This is a genomic window from Cutibacterium sp. LaCa_89 (assembly GCF_058177555.1).
Window position 1 is genome coordinate 1,240,852 of sequence record NZ_CP190889.1, and the last position, 18,230, is coordinate 1,259,081.

General features: G+C 62.8%; 17 protein-coding genes, 1 tRNA gene and 1 pseudogene. 17 read left to right on the top strand and 2 right to left on the bottom strand.

All coding sequences use genetic code 11. From position 1 onward, the window contains the following. Positions 1-112 precede the first annotated feature (112 nt). Positions 113-1,342: a glycosyltransferase 87 family protein gene (locus ACP8LP_RS05745; RefSeq protein ID WP_279187170.1), complete on the bottom strand. Its 1,230-nt coding sequence runs from the start codon at positions 1,340-1,342 to the stop codon at positions 113-115. Between the two features lie 151 nt (positions 1,343-1,493). After that, positions 1,494-1,565: transfer RNA gene (locus ACP8LP_RS05750), tRNA-Arg, on the bottom strand. Between the two features lie 122 nt (positions 1,566-1,687). Here ACP8LP_RS05750 and lysA point away from each other — a divergent pair. The 17 genes and pseudogenes from lysA (at position 1,688) to atpA (ending at position 18,229) form a co-directional block, all read left to right on the top strand. After that, positions 1,688-3,124 carry a diaminopimelate decarboxylase gene (lysA, locus tag ACP8LP_RS05755; RefSeq protein WP_252923475.1) on the top strand — a complete coding sequence of 479 codons (1,437 nt, stop codon included), beginning with the start codon at positions 1,688-1,690 and terminating at the stop codon, positions 3,122-3,124. Between the two features lie 70 nt (positions 3,125-3,194). Then, positions 3,195-4,520: a homoserine dehydrogenase gene (locus tag ACP8LP_RS05760; protein WP_016667731.1), complete on the top strand. Its 1,326-nt coding sequence runs from the start codon at positions 3,195-3,197 to the stop codon at positions 4,518-4,520. Continuing rightward, positions 4,517-5,593: a threonine synthase gene (gene thrC, locus ACP8LP_RS05765; RefSeq protein ID WP_036976006.1), complete on the top strand. Its 1,077-nt coding sequence runs from the start codon at positions 4,517-4,519 to the stop codon at positions 5,591-5,593. The genes ACP8LP_RS05760 and thrC overlap by 4 nt, the downstream gene beginning before the upstream one ends. Before the next feature lie 10 nt (positions 5,594-5,603). Continuing rightward, positions 5,604-6,494 (top strand): homoserine kinase, encoded by an 891-nt coding sequence (gene thrB / locus ACP8LP_RS05770; protein ID WP_252905925.1) that lies wholly within the window; start codon positions 5,604-5,606, stop codon positions 6,492-6,494. A gap of 300 nt (positions 6,495-6,794) precedes the next feature. After that, a complete protein-coding gene (gene rho / locus ACP8LP_RS05775; RefSeq protein ID WP_279187160.1) occupies positions 6,795-8,696 on the top strand; it encodes a transcription termination factor Rho in 1,902 nt (633 codons plus the stop codon). Positions 8,697-8,810: 114 nt separating this feature from the next. Beyond that, positions 8,811-9,020, top strand: coding sequence for a 50S ribosomal protein L31 (gene rpmE, locus ACP8LP_RS05780; RefSeq protein ID WP_004811173.1), 210 nt, complete (start codon positions 8,811-8,813; stop codon positions 9,018-9,020). 103 nt (positions 9,021-9,123) lie between these two features. After that, the gene (gene prfA / locus ACP8LP_RS05785) at positions 9,124-10,212 is read left to right on the top strand and encodes a peptide chain release factor 1 (RefSeq protein WP_252905927.1); all 1,089 of its coding nucleotides are present in this window, start codon (positions 9,124-9,126) and stop codon (positions 10,210-10,212) included. Further along, entirely contained in the window at positions 10,209-11,075 is an 867-nt protein-coding gene (prmC, locus tag ACP8LP_RS05790; protein WP_016667726.1) for a peptide chain release factor N(5)-glutamine methyltransferase, read from the top strand. The genes prfA and prmC overlap by 4 nt, the downstream gene beginning before the upstream one ends. Beyond that, positions 11,017-11,860: pseudogene (locus ACP8LP_RS05795) on the top strand (L-threonylcarbamoyladenylate synthase); the annotation flags it as partial. The gene prmC and the pseudogene ACP8LP_RS05795, both read left to right, overlap by 59 nt. Positions 11,861-12,063: 203 nt before the next feature. Then, complete coding sequence (locus ACP8LP_RS05800) at positions 12,064-13,167, top strand: MraY family glycosyltransferase (protein ID WP_252905929.1); 1,104 nt, start codon at positions 12,064-12,066, stop codon at positions 13,165-13,167. 141 nt (positions 13,168-13,308) lie between these two features. Further along, positions 13,309-13,812, top strand: a complete 504-nt coding sequence (locus ACP8LP_RS05805; RefSeq protein WP_252920461.1) for a cyanate permease — start codon at positions 13,309-13,311, stop codon at positions 13,810-13,812. 14 nt (positions 13,813-13,826) lie between these two features. Next, positions 13,827-14,105, top strand: a complete 279-nt coding sequence (locus tag ACP8LP_RS05810; RefSeq protein ID WP_252905931.1) for a hypothetical protein — start codon at positions 13,827-13,829, stop codon at positions 14,103-14,105. Further along, a complete protein-coding gene (atpB, locus tag ACP8LP_RS05815) occupies positions 14,102-14,878 on the top strand; it encodes a F0F1 ATP synthase subunit A (protein WP_252923471.1) in 777 nt (258 codons plus the stop codon). Before ACP8LP_RS05810 ends, atpB begins: the two co-directional genes overlap by 4 nt. An 85-nt stretch (positions 14,879-14,963) precedes the next feature. Beyond that, complete coding sequence (atpE, locus tag ACP8LP_RS05820; RefSeq protein WP_004811190.1) at positions 14,964-15,185, top strand: ATP synthase F0 subunit C; 222 nt, start codon at positions 14,964-14,966, stop codon at positions 15,183-15,185. Positions 15,186-15,195: 10 nt separating this feature from the next. Beyond that, a complete protein-coding gene (locus tag ACP8LP_RS05825) occupies positions 15,196-15,750 on the top strand; it encodes a F0F1 ATP synthase subunit B (RefSeq protein ID WP_004811192.1) in 555 nt (184 codons plus the stop codon). Next, positions 15,747-16,538 (top strand): F0F1 ATP synthase subunit delta, encoded by a 792-nt coding sequence (locus ACP8LP_RS05830; protein WP_016667719.1) that lies wholly within the window; start codon positions 15,747-15,749, stop codon positions 16,536-16,538. Before ACP8LP_RS05825 ends, ACP8LP_RS05830 begins: the two co-directional genes overlap by 4 nt. A gap of 53 nt (positions 16,539-16,591) precedes the next feature. Next, positions 16,592-18,229 (top strand): F0F1 ATP synthase subunit alpha, encoded by a 1,638-nt coding sequence (atpA, locus tag ACP8LP_RS05835; RefSeq protein WP_016667718.1) that lies wholly within the window; start codon positions 16,592-16,594, stop codon positions 18,227-18,229. The last annotated feature ends 1 nt before the right edge of the window (position 18,230 follow it).

The following is an 18,230-nucleotide window of genomic DNA, read 5'->3' on the forward strand; positions in this document are numbered from 1 at the left end:
GTCTGTGTCCATGGACCCAGACGTGATGATCGTAGCCGGGTTGACCAGGCCATCCCAACAATTTGGGCACATCGAGGAACACTCATCCCCGATCACCAAAATGTGATATTGGTCACCGCTCGTCCAGCGTAGCGTGGACTGGTTTCGTCGGGGCCGATGTCGGCTGGGCGGGACGGTGCATGCGAAGGCTCGCGAAGAACGCAACAACACAAGCTACGAAGGTCACGATGGTCATGATGTTGCGGCTGACCAGGAGGTTCGTGCTGATGCGACTGGGAGGCAAGCCGATGATGCCAGCGTAATTCAGTGGGTACACCTGCTGCGTCAAGAAAGCCGTGATGAGAAGGAACATTGCGGCGGTCCAGCACCATGTCTGGGCCCAGGACAGGGTGTTCGGATCGGGAGGGTTCTCAGAGGTGTTCTCACCAGAGACTCGATCGAGAACCATGGCGGCTGGCGCAGCCCACCACACGAAGTACTGGGGGGACAACGTCTTGTTGGCGATGATGAGAGCGCCGATGATGACGAGATCAGCCAGCACTGCGCTGCGGTGGTCAAGACCGTTGCGTCGCCACGAGAGAAGGGCCACCCCGATCGCCAGTCCCACAGTGAGGGCCATGAGGATGGTCGAGAGTGATTGGCACGTAGACGCACCCGGGCCAAAGATCTCGAAGGCGTTGTACTTCGACATCTCGACCTTGTAACCACCGTCGGGATTCTTGAAGTGTTGGTACACGGGGACGGTGGCGGGTACGGATTCGACTTGAAGCCCCCGGCCCGACTGCCACGTCAATGGGGACACGAGGCGGCCCCATCCACCGTCCAGCAACGAGGCCAGTGCGAGTGCGACACCAGTCGCGCCGAATGCGATCAGGCGTCGGATGGCCGCCTTGTGCCGGGAAATCATGGGAAGGATGAGAAGGGCCGGCCACAACTTCACCGCGGCACCCAAGGCGATCATGACGCCACACGCGGCCGGGTGACGGCGGTACCAGAGAGCTGCCAACCCCATGCAAACGGCGGGCACCATGTCGAAGCGATTCCACATGATGGGTCCGAGGAATGGCACCAGGACGATCCACCACAGAGCGCCGACTCGGTGGCCGTGGATCCACATGGCGACAGCAAGCAGTGCGTCAAGCAGCAGCATCGTCGTGGCGAATGCCGGTATGAAGTAGGAGTCACCGGCAGACCAGTGCAAGGCACGCAGAAACCATACGACAGGAAGCGGGTATTCCGGAAGAACCACTGGATCGGGCTGTCCGCCCTGCATCCACCACAGGTAGTACTGCACATCCCCGGTGATGTAGTTCGACGAGGGTTTGATGAAGACATGGAGCATAGTCATGCGTCCGGCGACCCACAGCATGATGGCACCGGCCCCGGAAAACAGGGCGGCTCGTGATCTCTGACGAGGGGATTCGGTGGCAAGGGCTCGCACGATGTGAAACCCTACCCGGTCAGAGCTGGTGTCTCGCTGCGTCACTGGTGGGCGCTCCCGGAGGGATTCGAACCCTCGCTCCCGCCTCCGGAGGGCGGTGCTCTATCCCCTGAGCTACGGGAGCCGATGGGTCTGTGGACCCCGACCGTCCGTCGACTTTAGCGCATTGGTGGGATGATACGCCATTCATGGCCACGAACGTGGACACCCGCTGGCCCTGTCGTCACCCTCTGGCAAGGTGGAACCATGACGCACATGCACGTTGCCGGCTCGGTCCATGCCGATGTCGCGGCTGCCGGCCCTCAGTGGCTGACCTTGCCCGATGACGTCAATGCCCTGGATCCTGCGCTCTGGTCCGGGTCAGCGGGACGTGGACATGACGGAATTGTCGACGTCGCAGGCGTCTCCGTGACAGACCTCCTGGCCGAGTACGGTTCCCCTCTCTACGTCCTCGACGAGGCTGACTTCCGCCAGCGCGCCCGGACCTTCCGCGACGCTTTCGCAGGCTGGGACGTCTATTACGCAGGCAAGGCCTTCTTGACGCGCACCGTTGCCTCCTGGATCGACGAGGAGGGCCTCTGCTTGGACACCTGCACCGGTGGAGAGCTCATCACGGCGCTCCAGGGTGGAATGGATCCTGCACGCATTGGCCTGCATGGGAACAACAAGTCCATTGACGAGCTCAAGCTGGCTCTCAGCACCGGGGTCGGGCGGATCATCGTCGACTCGCTGGACGAGATCACCCGTATCGAGAAACTGTGTCGAGAGAACGGCTGGCACGCCCGAGTCATGGTGCGTGTCACTGCGGGCGTCGAGGCTCACACCCACGAGTACATCGCCACCGCACATGAGGACCAGAAGTTCGGTTTCTCGATCACCAATGGTGCGGCCATGGTGGCCATGGTGAGGTGCCACACCAGTGATGTCATTGACCTGCAGGGCATTCATTCCCACATCGGCTCCCAGATCTTCGACACCGCGGGTTTCGAGGTGGCGGCTCGTCGCACCATGAAACTGCTTGAACAGTTCCGGCAGGCCACCGGCACTGCCCTGCCGGAACTCGACCTCGGTGGCGGATTCGGCATCGCCTACACCAACCAGGACACTCCGGCCACCGCTGAGAGCCTGGCTGCTTCCCTGCGGGAGATCGTCACCCTTGAGGCCCGGGGTAGGGGAATGGAGGTTCCCCACATCTCCCTGGAGCCTGGTCGTGCGATCGTCGGGCCGACGACGATGGCCCTGTACACCGTCGGCACCGTCAAGCCAGTGGACCTGGACACCGGCGCCCAACGGATCTACGTGTCGGTTGACGGCGGCATGAGCGACAACGTTCGTCCCGCTCTTTATGCTGCGGAATACTCTGCCGTCATCGCCAACCGTGCCTCGACCGTCACCCCGGTGCTGTGCCGCATCGTCGGAAAGCACTGTGAGGCCGGCGACATCTTGGTCCGCGACGTGTACCTCCCCGGTGACGTGTCGCCGGGGGACGTCATCGCAGTTCCTGGTGCCGGCGCCTATTCAAGGTCCATGGCATCGAACTACAATCACGTGCCGCGACCAGCCGTCGTCCGCGTCGGTATTGGAGACCACCCGGACACATCGGTATTGCTGCGACGGGAGAGCATTGATGACCTGCTGTCCCTGGATCCGGGCCCGGTCAAGTCCGAGGTGCAGTGGCCGTGATGGATCACAGAAGCACACGGCCCATGGCCCTTGACCAACCATCAGCTGACAACAACGAGATGAGGACGAGATGACGAACACCACCGGTCCCGCGTCAGCCCAGCCGATCCGCGTGGCCCTCCTGGGGTGCGGGGTCGTGGGCTCCCAGGTGGCCCGCATGATTGAGTCCCGCAGTGACGACGTCGCGGCTCGGGTGGGCCGTCGTGTCGAGCTCGCTGGCATTGCTGTCGCCCATCCTGATCGCCCCCGTCAGGGCCTTGACTCGCGGCTGTTCACGGATGACCCGACAGCGCTGGTCAACCGTGACGACATTGACATCGTCATCGAGCTCATTGGTGGCATCGACCCCGCACGTCAGCTTCTGACGGCTGCCCTGGAGAAGGGACATTCCGTCGTCACTGCCAACAAGGCTCTGCTGGCTGCCCATGGCACGGAACTGCACGCGGTCGCCGAGGACCATGGCGTCGACCTCTACTACGAGGCCGCAGTGGCCGGAGCCATCCCGATCGTCAGGCCGCTGCGCGAGTCGCTTGTCGGTGACCAGATCACCCGAGTGATGGGAATCGTGAATGGCACGACGAACTACATCCTTGACCAGATGACGACCACGGGAGCAGGTTTCGACGACGCTCTGGCCCAGGCGCAGGCCAAGGGATATGCCGAGGCCGATCCGACGGCCGACGTCGAGGGATATGACGCCGCCGCCAAGGCGGCCCTGCTGTCCACCTTGGCGTTCCACACGCGCATGCGCGGCGACCAGGTGTACCGGGAGGGCATCACTGCCATCACCCGGGAGGACATTGCCGCCGCTCGGGACATGGACTGCGTCATCAAGTTGCTTGCCGTCTGCCAGGCCGGTCCTGACGGCATCTCTGCTCGCGTTCATCCGGCTCTGGTTCCTGCCGCCCACCCGCTGGGCGGAGTCTCTGGCGCCTTCAACGCTGTCTTCGTGGAAGCTCGCGAGGCGGGGCAACTGATGTTCCTCGGCCCGGGTGCGGGTGGCTCCCCGACGGCTTCTGCCGTGATGGGTGACCTGGTGACGGTGGCTCGTAACCTGGTTCGAGGAGTTTCCGGTCCGCCTCAGGACGTCTACGGCGAGTTCCCGATTCTGCCCATCGCCGAGGTTCACACCAGGTTCCACCTGCGCCTGCAGGTACGCGACGAGCCTGGGGTCCTCGCCGAGGTCGCGAAGATCTTCGCGAGCCATGGCGTCTCCTTGCAGACCGTGCAGCAGTCGGCGGTGGAGGGCAATGACCGTGTCGATGGCTGGTCCGCGACCCTCAAGATTCTCACCCACGAGGCCCGAGAGTGCGACGTGAAGGAATGCGTCGACGAACTCACCGGACACCATTACGTCAACTCTGATCCCCGCGTCATCCGAGTGGAGGGAATGTGATCATGACCCAGCAGAAGCGTCCCTTCGGCGTCATCGAGAACTACCGAGACCGTCTCCCGATGGACGGTATCGACGAGATCGTCACCCTGGGGGAGGGCTCCACGCCGTTGGTGCCGGTGCCGCGTCTGGGTGCCGAGCTCGACTCCTCGGTGTGGATCAAGGTCGAGGGTTCCAACCCGACCGGCTCCTTCAAGGACCGGGGCATGACGATGGCCATGACGAAGGCGCTTGCTGATGGTTCCAAGGCAGTCGTGTGCGCCTCCACGGGCAACACCTCGGCCTCGGCGTCGGCCTACGCGACCCGGGCTGGCATGACCCCAGTCGTGCTTCTTCCCCAGGGAAAGATCGCAGCTGGCAAGCTTGCCCAGGCCGTCGTCCATGGCGGTCGCATCATTCAGGTCCTCGGGAATTTCGACGATTGTCTTCGCATCGCTCGCGAGCTGGCCGAGAACTTCCCGGTGTCCCTGGTGAACTCGGTCAACCCGTACCGCATCGAGGGGCAGAAGACGGCTGCCTTCGAGATCGTCGATGTCCTCGGCGATGCCCCTGACATCCACGCCCTGCCCGTCGGTAACGCAGGAAACATCACCGCGTATTGGAAGGGCTACCGCGAGTACGCCGCTGACGGCCCGGCCAGCCACGCCCCGAGGATGTTTGGTTTCCAGGCCTCTGGGGCCGCTCCGCTGGTACTCGGGCACGACGTCAACGATCCCGAGACGGTGGCCACGGCCATTCGTATTGGTCGTCCGGCATCCGGCGATCTCGCCCTGACCGCCCGCGATGAGTCGAACGGCCTCATCGAGGCCGTCACCGATGAGCAGATCCTCGACGCGCAGGCTTTCCTGGCAGCTCGCGAGGGTATTTTCGTGGAGCCGGCCTCGGCAGCTGGTGTGGCCGGTCTTCTCAAGCTGAAGTCCGAGAGCCGTCTGGAGCCCGGTCAGCGCATCGTCATCACTGTGACGGGCAATGGCCTCAAGGACATTGACACTGCTCTGAGCCGCACCACCTTGTCGACCGAGGCCGTCGAGGCGTCGACCGACAAGGTCGCAGCTTTGTTGGATTTCCACTCCTGAGAGGTTGACGATGCCTGACAGCGTGCGGGTACGTGTTCCTGCCACCTCGGCCAATCTGGGCCCTGCCTATGACTGCATGGGTCTGGCGTTGGACCTGTGGGACGAGGTTGGAGTCGAAGTCCTTGATCACCCCGGGGTGCAGATTGATGTGACGGGGGAGGGGGCCGACACTGTCCCGCATGATGAATCTCACCTTGTCGTCGCAACGTTGCGACAGGGGTTGGTGGAACTGGGTTACCCCCGCCCGGATGCTGGGTTGCACCTGACCGCTTTCAATGCCATTCCGCAGAGCCGTGGCCTCGGCTCCTCAGCCGCGGCAATCGTGTCCGGATTGGCCTTGGCTTGGGGACTGGCGCGTCCGGGAGTGCCGTTGGACCGCACCGAGCTGCTGACGATGGCGGCTGCCATCGAGGGACATCCGGACAACGCTGCCCCGGCCATCCTCGGTGGGGCCCAGCTGGCCTGGTTGAGTGGGGGAGTCGTCAACCACATCGGGCTGGCCGTCAACCCGTCAATCATCTTCCGTGTCTTCGTTCCTGATCGCCATGTGCCTACCGCGCTGGCACGCCAGGTCCTTCCCGGGCAGGTTGACCGTGCCGACGCCGTGCATCAAGTTCTGGCTGCTTCTCTCCTGGTCACGGCCCTGACGACCTCGCCAGAGCATTTGTTGGCCGCCACTCAGGACTGGCTGCATCAGCCTTACCGTCGCACTCTCATGCCGGAGTCAGCTGCGCTCATGGACGCTTTGCGCGACCGTGGTGTTGCTACCGTCATTTCCGGCGCCGGACCCACCGTCCTGGCCCTGGGGACCCGTGATCAGTTCGAGGGAGGATGGGACGTCGACACCACTGGTTTCGTCGTCCACGATCTTGTTCTCGGTGAAGGCGTTCATTTCCTCTGACGCCTTGTGTGAATGCGATCCGCTTCGTGCGTTATAGTGGTGAGGCAAGCGCGCTCGATGCGCGCAATTCCCCACTGACGACCGAATCGTGACCCCTGTGTCACAGTCCCGTTCGTGGGGACCATGTCATCGGCGTTCGAGGGCCTCGAACGCCACACCATGGCCGAGAGTCTCTCTCAGCAGATCATCTCGGATCCCCGTGGTGTCAGCCGCCCGACCCATTGTCGATTCCGACGGCAGGCCCGATGAAATCTCGCCCGCCGGAAGTTGCACCGGCCGGGGCAGTTCGAAGGGACTTACGTGACTCAAACCTCACAGCCGGGTGGATCCTCGGATCTGTCCGCGAAGTTGCTGCCCGAGCTTCGATCCATCGCCATCCAGATGGGTATCAAGGGTGCTCGCAGTATGCGCAAGGCTGACCTCGTGGCCGCCATCTCTGAGGGGGGATACCCAGGAACTGGGAAATCCGGCCCTCGTCGTGATGGTGGTCAAGCGCCCCACACCTCCGGTGAGGGTGATGATGCCCGTCCGCAGCGCACTCGTCGTCGCCGCGACAAGGGCTCGGCTGATCCCGAGTCGCGCTCCTCTGAGGGCGAAAGGACTCCGTCGGTCGGTGACCTTCTCGATGCCGCAGAAGTGCAGAAGCGTGCCGACAAGGTGCCGGCGCAGGAAGACGGGGGTCAGCGTGGCGAGGACGGCACCAACGAGCGTCCGCACCGTGACGATAGCGACCGTGGCGGTAGAGGAGACTCGCCGCGTCGTCGGGCTCGCAACACCTCCCGGGAGAATTCCAACGGCAATTCCGGCGACAATGTCAACGACGAGGTTGGTGCCCGGTTGGAGGCACTGTCCCGCGGGAAGAATGGCGAGCGTCCCCAACTGAATCGCAGCAGCCAGCGTGACCGCAACAACAATGACTCGACCCATGATTCTGACGACGATTACGGCCGCTCCTCGGAATATGGCAATGGTGGTCGCCGCTCACGCCGCCGCCGTCAGCGCGATCGACAGAATCGTCGCAAGCGTTCCAACGAGCGTTACTCCGATTCCGAGCCGAATCTCCGCGAGGATGACGTCCTCATGCCTTGCTCCGGCATTCTCGACATTCGTGACCAGTACGCTTTCGTGCGCACCTCGGGATACCTTCCTGGCTCGAACGATGCCTATGTCTCGATGGCCATGGTCCGTCGCCATGGGCTGCGCAAGGGCGACGTCATTGTCGGTCAAATGCGTGCACACCGCGAGGGGGAGCGGCGTGAGAAGTTCGCACCCCTGGTCAAGATCGAGCAGGTCAACGGCGCGGATCCTGAGCAGATGAAGCAGCGTCCCGAGTTCTCCAAGCTCACCCCGCTGTACCCGCAGGAACGTCTGCGCCTCGAGGATGATCCCAAGAACATGACCGGCCGCATCATCGACCTGGTCAGCCCGATCGGTAAGGGACAGCGCGGCCTCATCGTCTCGCCTCCGAAGGCTGGCAAGACGATGATCATGCAGTCAATCGCGAACTCGATCACCAAGAACAATCCTGAGGTTCACCTCATGGTGGTGCTGGTCGACGAGCGTCCCGAGGAAGTCACCGACTTCCAGCGCACCGTTAGTGGTGAGGTCATCGCGTCGACCTTTGACCGTCCTGCCGACGACCACACCCAGTTGTCCGAGTTGGCCATTGAGCGGGCCAAGCGTCTGGTGGAGCTCGGCCACGACGTCGTCATCCTGCTGGACGGAATCACCCGTCTGGGACGTGCCTACAACCTGGCTGCCCCTGCTTCGGGGCGAATCCTCTCCGGCGGTGTCGACTCCGCGGCTCTCTACCCGCCCAAGAAGTTCTTCGGTGCCGCCCGAAACATTGAGCACGGCGGCTCCCTGACGATTCTCGCCACCGCGCTCGTCGAGACCGGATCCAAGATGGATGAAGTCATCTTCGAGGAGTTCAAGGGCACCGGCAACATGGAGTTGCGTCTGCGCCGTGAGTTCGCCAACAAGAGGCTCTTCCCGGCCATCGACGTCGACGCATCGGGTACCCGTCGCGAGGAACTGCTGCTCTCGCGCGAGGAGACCGCGATCATGTGGAAGCTGCGACGCGTTCTCTCCGGCCTGGAAGATTCCCAGGCCCTCGAGATGATGCTCTCGAGGCTACGCAAGACTCAGACCAACGTCGAGTTCCTCTACACGATCTCCAAGACGGCTCCCAGCCAGGACTGACGTCGCCAGGTGGACCGGTGCCGGCCGTTCGGTGTATCGTCGAACGCCGGTTCCGGTTCACGTCCGCATGATCAGTCGGGCGACCCGGGGCACGTTTGATTAAGGAGATCACGTATGAAGCAGGGAATTCATCCCGAATACCACGAGACGACCGTGGTGTGCACCTGTGGGAACACCTTCACCACCCACAGCACCTCGAAGTCCGGCACCCTTAATGCCGATGTCTGCTCGAAGTGCCACCCGTTCTACACCGGTAAGCAGAAGATCCTCGACACCGGCGGCCGCGTCGCCCGGTTCGAGCGCCGCTACGGTAAGAAGAACTGACGTCGTCCATCAATGACGTATCACCATGACGCCGGGCTGATGCTCGGCGTCATGGTCTTTTCAGGGGGCTCGTGTGGTCCCGACACGGTTGGCCAGGAGGGTCATGAGCGAATCGACGCAGCAAGCGGTTGACGAGGTTCGTCGTCATCTGCGGGAGATCGAGATCCAGCTCGCCGACCCACGGGTGCTGTCCGATCCGGTTGCGATGCGACGATTGGGCAAACGCCATTCGCGCCTGCGCCACGTCGTGTCGGTGGCCGACCGCGTCGACCAACTGGCAGCAGACATCCAGGCTGCAGAGGACCTCGCCGACGAGGATCCCGCCTTCGCGCAGGAGGCCGACGCGCTACGAAACCAGCTCAAGACTGTCAACGGTGAACTGACTGAGCTGCTGGCTCCCTCGGATCCCCTTGACCAGGAGGACGCCCTGGTCGAGATCCATTCCGGCGAGGGTGGCGAGGAGTCCGCCCTGTTCGCCGGCGACCTGCTACGGATGTACACCCGCTATGCCGAGAGGGTTGGCTGGTCGATTCGTGAACTCACCAGCGAGCTGACCGATCTCGGTGGTTATCGCTCCGTCGTCGTTGCCGTCGAGGGGGTTCCGTTACGCCCGGCTTACGGTTATCTCAAGCACGAGGGCGGTGTTCACCGGGTTCAGCGGGTACCGGTGACGGAATCCGCTGGACGTATTCACACCTCGGCGGTCGGTGTCCTCGTCATGCCTGACGTCGACGAGACCGAGGTGGACATTGATCCTGCCGACGTCCGCGTCGACGTGTACCGTTCGTCAGGCCCCGGCGGCCAGGGGGTCAACACCACCGATTCCGCAGTTCGGCTCACCCACCTTCCGACCGGCATCGTTGCCAGCTGTCAGAATGAACGCAGCCAGTTGCAGAACAAGGCTGAGGCCATGCGGATGCTGCGCGCCAAGGTTGCCGCACTGGCTGCCCAGCAAGCTGCCGACGAGAACGATCGGATGCGTCGGGACCAGATCCGTACCGTCGACCGCTCGGCGCGGGTGCGTACCTACAACTTTCCGGAGAATCGGCTCACCGATCACCGCATCGGCTACAAGTCCCGCAAGCTTGACCAGATCCTCGCGGGTGATCTCGGCGAGGTCCTCGACGCCCTCCACGCGGACGAGGTGAGCCGACGGATGGCTGATCGTCGTGATGGGCAGGAAGCATCATGACGGATCCCAGCCCCTCACTTCTCCTGGCACGAGCCACCCGGCAACTGACCAGCGGAGGTATCGAGACCCCAGCTGCTGACGCACGGATGCTGCTGTGCGAGGCCCTTGACGTCCAACCGGCCAAACTCATCTTCGTGTCGAGTGTGAGCCCTCATGATGAGGATCGGTTCAACGAGATGGTGGAGCGACGTCGATCCGGGGAACCGACTCAGTACATCGTCGGTCATGCCTGGTTCCGCGGTCTGCGCCTGGACGTGGGCCCAGGAGTCTTCATTCCTCGGCTGGAAACCGAATTGGTGGCCGAATGCGCCGTCGACGAGGCACGGCGTCTCGTCATGGCGGGATCTGCTCCGAGCGTCATTGATCTGTGTGCGGGCACCGGCGCCATCGCGCTCGCGATCGCCAGCGAGGTACCAGGAGCTCGTGTCAGCGCGGTCGAGCTCGACGAGGCTGCCTTGGTGTGGACTCATCGGAACCTTGCCGATACCGGGGTGGAGGTTCTTGCCGGGGATGCCCTCGAGGCCCCTGATGATGGGCGTCGCTTCGATGTCGTCGTCACCAACCCGCCGTATCTGCGACGTGTCGATGCCCCAGTCATGCCTACTGACGTCACGGACCACGAACCCGACCTCGCACTGTTCTCCGGGGATGACGGGTTGGACCTTCCGCGTCGTCTCATCGACCGTGCCGCACAACTACTCGTGCCGGGGGGTCTGTTCGTGATGGAGCACGACGACACTCAGCGCGAGGCCGTGACCGGGTGCATGGCAATGACGGCGCAGTGGGACGAGATCAAGGACCATGATGATCTCGCAGGTAGGCCGAGGTTCGTCACGGCTCGACGACGGTGCAAGGATGTATGACATGGATGAGACTGACCAGATGACGGTCGAGGACAATGAGCTGACGGAAGACACTGACGTTGAGTCGACCGACACCGACGGTCAGTCCGAGCCCATCGAGGCCGTGGCTGAGGGCGAGGACACCGGGATCGCCCCGCTCATACTCGACGTCGCGAATCCGGCGACCTACGAAGAGGCTCTGGAACAGGCAGCTGACGCCATCGCCGACGGCGAGTGCATCGTCTTGCCGACCGACACCGTTTATGGGATCGGCGCTGATGCTCTTGACTCCTTGGCCGTTCAACGTCTTCTCAACGCCAAGGAACGCGGTCGCGACATGCCGCCGCCAGTCCTCGTCAGTGATTCGGTCGCCTTGCCTGCTTTGTGCCAGCACATTCCGGTCGCAGCGGAGGCTCTCGCGGAGAAGTACTGGCCAGGTGGTCTGACTCTCATCCTGCGTGCTCAGGAGTCGCTCGGGATGGATCTGGGGGAGACCAACGGCACCCTCGCCGTGCGCGTTCCCGACCAGGATCAGACCCGTGAATTGTTGCGTATGACGGGCCCGATGGCGGTCTCGAGTGCGAACAAGTCCGGACATCCGGCCGCGCTGACGGCTCAGGAGGCCGCCAATCAGCTCGGCGTCACGGTTGCGGTGTATCTGGATGCCGGCCCGAGTCGGGTGGGAGAGGCCTCCACCATCATCGACTTCGTGTCGACCACTGACGGCAAGGTCGTTCGCCAGGGAGCGTTGTCTTTGGAAGCCATCCATGAGGTGGCTCCCGATGTCGTCGGGATGGAGGGGCCCGAGGATGAGGCCGCTGAGGAGGACGTCCGCAAGGCCGAAACAATTCCGTCGGACGAGCCCAGTCCAGAGGGCGCGGCCGGATCTCCGACCTCCACAACCGATGACGTCGTACCTGCCGAGGAGACCGAACAGATCGCTCAGAGCGCGACTGCTGCGGACACCGAGGCCCCAGTCACGCCGACTGACGAGAACTGACCTGCGAACATGCGCGAGTACATCCTGGTGATGCTGACATCAGGCCTGACGACCTATTTGTTGTCGAGCCTGTGCCGGCAGGCTGCCCTGAGGTGGGGGGCTGTCGCCAAGGTGCGCTCGAGGGACGTGCACACCAGGCCGATTCCCTACTTCGGGGGGGTGGCCATGCTCGGTGGAGTGGCACTGGCATGCCTGCTGGCACGAAACATGCCCTTCCTGGGGCATCACCTCCTGGTGGCTGACGATGCCCTGACGATCTGCGTCGCTGGGGCGGTCATCTGCGCCGTGGGTGTCCTTGACGACCTGCTTGATTTACCTGCCCTGGCGAAAGCAGCGGGGCAGGTGCTGGCGGCCGGAATTGTCGTCACAGGTGGTGTCCGAATGTTCTGGATCCCGCTGCCCAACTCGATCATTGCCCTGGGGACGCCCACATCGATCCTCGTCACGGTCTTCTTCATCGTGTTGTGCGCCAACGCGGTGAACTTCATCGATGGACTGGACGGATTGGCCTCTGGCGTCGTCGCCATCGGGTCTCTCGCCTTCTTCTCCTACACCTATCTGCTGGCCCACGAACAAGATTTTGTGGTGGCGACGACGACGAGCCTCATCACCGCTGCGACTGCGGGAGCCTGTATGGGATTCCTGCCTCACAACTGGCATCCCGCGAAGATGTTCATGGGGGATTCGGGGTCCTTGCTGCTGGGTTTGCTGCTCGCCACCTCCACGATTTCCCTCACCGGGCAGATAGACTCCACGGCCTTGACGGCACAGGGTGGCGGATTGGTGCCCGCCTACCTCCCGATCATCGTCCCGCTCATGGTGCTCGCGATCCCTGTCCTCGACCTCGTTATGGGATACGTTAGGCGAACTTGGCGGGGAACCTGGTTCTTCGTCGCAGACAAGCAGCACCTTCACCACCGCCTCCTGCAGCATGGTCACTCCCACATTCGAGCCGTCTTGCTGATGTATCTGTGGACCACCGTGTTGACCTTCGGGACGGTGTTCATCGGCCTGGAGAGGACCTGGTGGGCGGTCGCCATCGTCATTGCGGGGCTCGTCATGTGCGTGCTCCTGACCATGGCGAACTCGTGGCATCCGGCCGCCGATGCCTGAGATTTCGACGCCATCACGCGTTATGTGTTACCTTTCTCACCGAGGGCAACACTCGACTCACAGCGTAGCGTTGTCGAGTTCTGACGGCCTGAATCACCATCACTGGATCTATCGGTCATGACGTCGGGGAGGGATGACGAGATGACGAGTCTCGCCATGGCTGGTCCCAGGCATACTCCTGCGGCCGATCCTGCTCCCGTGACTTCTCACGTGCTGTCACGCATTTACCGAAGCGGCTTGGTCTGGGCCACAGCATGTGGACTTCTTGCCACCACGGTGGCGACGGTTGGCGTCACCGCCCATCTGGCTTCCGCTCTCAGTGGCCTGGCCGGCACCGCAGCTGCCGTTGTCTTTCTGGCTTGTGGACGCGGAGTCCACCTGTTGAACCGCAGTGGATCCTGGATCCTGGGAGTAGGGCTCTTCATCATCCAGATCGCCGTTCTTGGTGGTCTTGGCTCACTCCTGGCTCAGTACCGCACCGGCCTGCTCCCGGTCCCGTGTGCGGCAGCGATCATCGCCGTTTCCCTCGCGTGGATCGTCGGTGTCGTCGTCGCCGGACGACGTCCCCAACGCATTTATGAAGACCCGCAGGATCATGATTCCTCCAGTGCCGAAACTCGTCGGACCGACGGAGCTCGACGATGAGCACTGACAGGCCTATGGCTGCTAAAGTCAGCCTGGATATGGGCACGAACTCGATGACGCGAACGAGCACCAGCTCCACGCCGTCCTCCAGCGACGACGCCTGGGGCGTCCTGAGCTACGTCCTGGCGGGCATGCTCTTCTACGGTGGCATCGGGTGGCTGTTGGCCAGCCACTTCCACCAGATGTGGATCTTCGTCGTCGGCATGGTTGTCGGCCTTGCGGCGAGTGTCTTCCTCATTGTCAAACGGTACGGAACCGTGCCTGAACAGAACAACGACCGGGAGGGTCAGTGAACGGGATCGTGTCTCCCCTGGAGTTCCACACTCCGGGGCTTGAGGACTTCGAGTTCGACGGGACTCTCGGGGCGGCTTGGATGGACAAACCGTTCTGGCAGGCAATCATCGCCTTCGTCATCGTCATCGCTTTCTGGCTGTGGATGAGCAGTGGCCTCAAGGTCGTTCCCGGCAAGCGCCAGGTCTTCGGTGAGTACTGCTACAACTTCATCCGCAACGCGCTGGTGCGTGACACCATCGGTCATGGGTTCGAACCCTGGTTGCCGTACTTGGTAGCGCTGTTCAGCTTCATCCTCATCAACAACTGGTTCGGCGAGCTCTTCGTCTTCATGTTCCCGACCTTCTCCCACGTCGGGTACGTCTACGGTCTCGCGATCGTCTCGTGGTTCGTCTACGTCATCGCCGGCTTCAAGACCAAGGGCATCCGTTACCTCAAGGACTCGATGCTTCCTCCAGGCGTCCCGTGGTATCTGTGGTGGCTCATCATCCCGCTCGAGTTCCTGTCAAACTTCATCACCCGTCCGCTGACCTTGTCGTTGCGACTGTTCGCCAACATGTTCGCCGGCCACCTCATCATCATGATCTTCGTCATCGGCGGCGGATTCCTTCTCACCTATCCCTCCAGCGTCATGTACAACATCGCTGGTGGTTTCTCCCTGATCCTCAGTTTCGCGCTCTTCGCGCTGGAACTGTTCGTGGGCTTCCTGCAGGCCTACGTGTTCACCGTGCTGTCGGCACAGTACGTGGCGTCCTCCATCTCCGAAGGACACTGACGGCACAACCCCCTAGACCTCGTCGTCAAACCGACCGGCGACGAAGACAACGCCCCACAAGGGGCACAATCCGGAAGGACACACCATGGTTCCCATGCTCATCGGTGGCTCGCTCAACTCCCTCGGCTACGGCCTGGCAACCCTCGGCCCGGCCCTCGGCGTGGCGTGGATCTTTGCGTCCGTCATCAATGGCACCGCTCGCCAACCTGAGGCTCGCCCGGCCATGATGTCGACGGCATTCATCGGCTTCGCCGTGGTCGAGGCCCTCGCCCTGTTCGGCTTCGTGCTCGCCTTCATCGTTAAGTGAGTCCGGACGCATGAACATTCTCGAAATGGATTTGGGGCCACTCGTCCCACACCATTCCATCGAGATCATCGTCGGCATCATCCTCCTGCTGCTTCTCACCTGGCTCATCGCCAAGGCGGTTGTCCCCCGTTTCGAGAAGCTCTACGAGGAGCGCACCGAGACGATTCAAGGTGGGATCGAGAGGGCCGAGAAGGCTCAGGCGGAGGCCAAGGCTGCTCTGGAGAAGTACCAGGCTCAGCTTGCCAACGCCCGTGACGAGGCTGCCCAGATTCGCGAGGACGCCAAGAGCCAGGGCGCGCAGATCGTTGAGGAGATGCGTGCCAAGGCCCAGGCCGAGGCCAATCGCATCACTGAGCGCGCCAACGCTCAGATTCAGGCGGAGCGCGAACAAGCAGTGCGAGAACTGCGCTCTGAGATTGGTGGTCTGGCGACGACTCTTGCCGGTCGGATTGTGGGGGAGTCCCTTCAGGACGATCAGCGCGTTCAGGCGACCGTCGACCGCTTCCTCTCCTCGCTGGCCGAGGAGCCCTCGGCTTCTGACTCGCGGACGGTGAATCGGGCATGACGACAGTGGTGAGCGCGTCACGACAGCTGGATGAAGCTGGAGATCGACTCGGCGCTACAGCCGAGTTCGCCAGCGAGGTCTTCGCGGTTGTCGACGTCCTGGATCGCGAACGTGGTCTGTGCCGAGCCGTCTCGGACACGGGTTCTGAGGCCAAGGCTCGTCAGGGGCTCGTGGACGCGGTCTTCGCGTCGAAGGTCTCTCCCGACTGCAAGGAACTACTGGACGCGACCACCACCTGCAAATGGCGGTCACCAGCGGCCTTGACGCGTGCGCTGGAGCGCCAGGGTGTTCGCGCCGTGCTGCGCGGAGCCCGGCAGGCTGACCGTCTTGACACGGTTGCCGACGAGCTGTTCCACATCAGTCGACTGGTGCGCGGACAGGCTTCACTTCAGGTGGCGATCGGTGATCCGAACCGTTCGGTGGAGGATCGACAGAAGTTACTCACGACGCTGATTGGCGATCGAGTCAGCGAGGACACCCTCCTCCTGGCTCGCCGCGCGGTGGTGTCGTCCGACAACACCTTCGAGCAGGTCGTCGACGGCTATCTTCACATTGCCGCTGAACTGGCCGAGCGGAGACGGGCCATCGTGACGACTGCCAGTGAGCTGACTGACGCACAGCGTGCCGAGATGGTGAAGCAACTGGAACGGATCACCGGCAGCCCGATCGAGCTGTCCGAGGTCGTCGACCCGGCGACGCTCGGTGGTGCGCTCATCGACCTCGGTGACGAGGTTATCGATTCGACGGTGGCCCACCGTCTGGACCAAGCCCGACGAGAACTGGGCTGACACACGTGACCCCCACCTCGGGTGCGGGATGGGGGAGCTTACAAGGAGACGCAATGGCGGAACTGACGATACGTCCGGAGGAGATCCGCGACGCCCTGGACAACTTCGTCCAGAACTACCAGCCGGAGGCGGCGGCCCGTGAGGAGGTCGGCACCGTCGTCACGTCCGGCGACGGTATCGCCCACGTCGAGGGTCTTCCCTCGGTCATGGCCAACGAGTTGCTGCGCTTCGAGAACGGGACGATGGGCATCGCCCTCAACCTGGAGGAGCGGCAGATCGGCGTGGTCGTGCTCGGCGACTCCGACGGTATTGATGAAGGATCGACCGTTCGTGGTACTGGCGAAGTGCTGTCGGTGCCGGTCGGTGAGGGCTATCTCGGTCGCGTCGTCGACGCGATGGGCAATCCCGTGGACGGTCTCGGGGAGATCAAGGATGTCGAGGGACGTCGTGCCCTGGAGATTCAGGCTGCCGGTGTCATGGACCGCCAGGAGGTTCGCGAGCCGCTGCAGACCGGTCTCAAGGCCATCGACTCGATGATCCCGATCGGCCGTGGTCAGCGTCAGCTCATCATTGGCGACCGTAAGACCGGTAAGACCGCCATTGCGATCGACACCATCATCAACCAGAAGGCCAACTGGGAGTCTGGCGATCCCAAGAAACAGGTTCGCTGCATCTACGTCGCCGTCGGTCAGAAGGGATCGACGGTGGCCGAGGTCAAGGGCGCCCTCGAGAAGGCTGGTGCGATGGAGTACACCACCATCGTTCACGCCCCGGCGTCTGACCCCGCTGGCTTCAAGTACATCGCTCCGTACGCCGGTTCGGCCATCGGACAGCACTGGATGTACCAGGGCAAGCACGTCCTTATCGTGTTCGATGACCTGACCAAGCAGGCCGAGGCCTACCGAGCAATGTCACTGTTGCTGCGTCGTCCGCCGGGTCGCGAGGCTTACCCCGGTGACGTCTTCTACCTCCACTCCCGTCTGCTGGAGCGTTGCGCGAAGCTGTCCGACGAGCTGGGCGGCGGTTCGATGACCGGTCTTCCGATCATCGAGACCAAGGCCAACGACGTGTCCGCCTTCATCCCGACGAACGTCATCTCCATCACCGACGGTCAGATCTTCCTGCAGTCGGATTTGTTCAACGCCAACCAGCGTCCGGCTGTCGACGTCGGTATCTCGGTGTCCCGAGTTGGTGGCGCTGCCCAGATCAAGGCCATGAAGTCGGTGTCCGGCACGCTGAAGATCTCCCTGGCCCAGTACCGGGACATGGAAGCTTTCGCCATGTTCGCCTCCGACCTGGACGAGACCTCCCGTCGTCAGTTGGATCGTGGCGCCCGGTTGATGGAGCTCCTGAAGCAGGGACAGTTCTCCCCGTACCCGGTCGAGGAGCAAACCATCAGCGTTTGGGGCGGCACCACTGGCAAGTTCGACGACGTCCCCGTCAGCGACGTGCTGCGTTTCGAGGGCGATGTGCTCGAGTACTTGCGCAGCCACGGAAACGTGCTCACCACGATCCGTGAGACCGGTAAGTTCGACGACGACGCCCAGAAGGAAGCTGCGGCCGCGTTCGACGAGGTCAAGAAGGGATTCAAGACCTCTGACGGCAAGATGTTGGTTGGTCACGAGGAGTTCGATCCGATGTCCGACGAGGAGATCGACCAGGTCAAGATCGTTCGCGCGAAGAAGGGCTGAG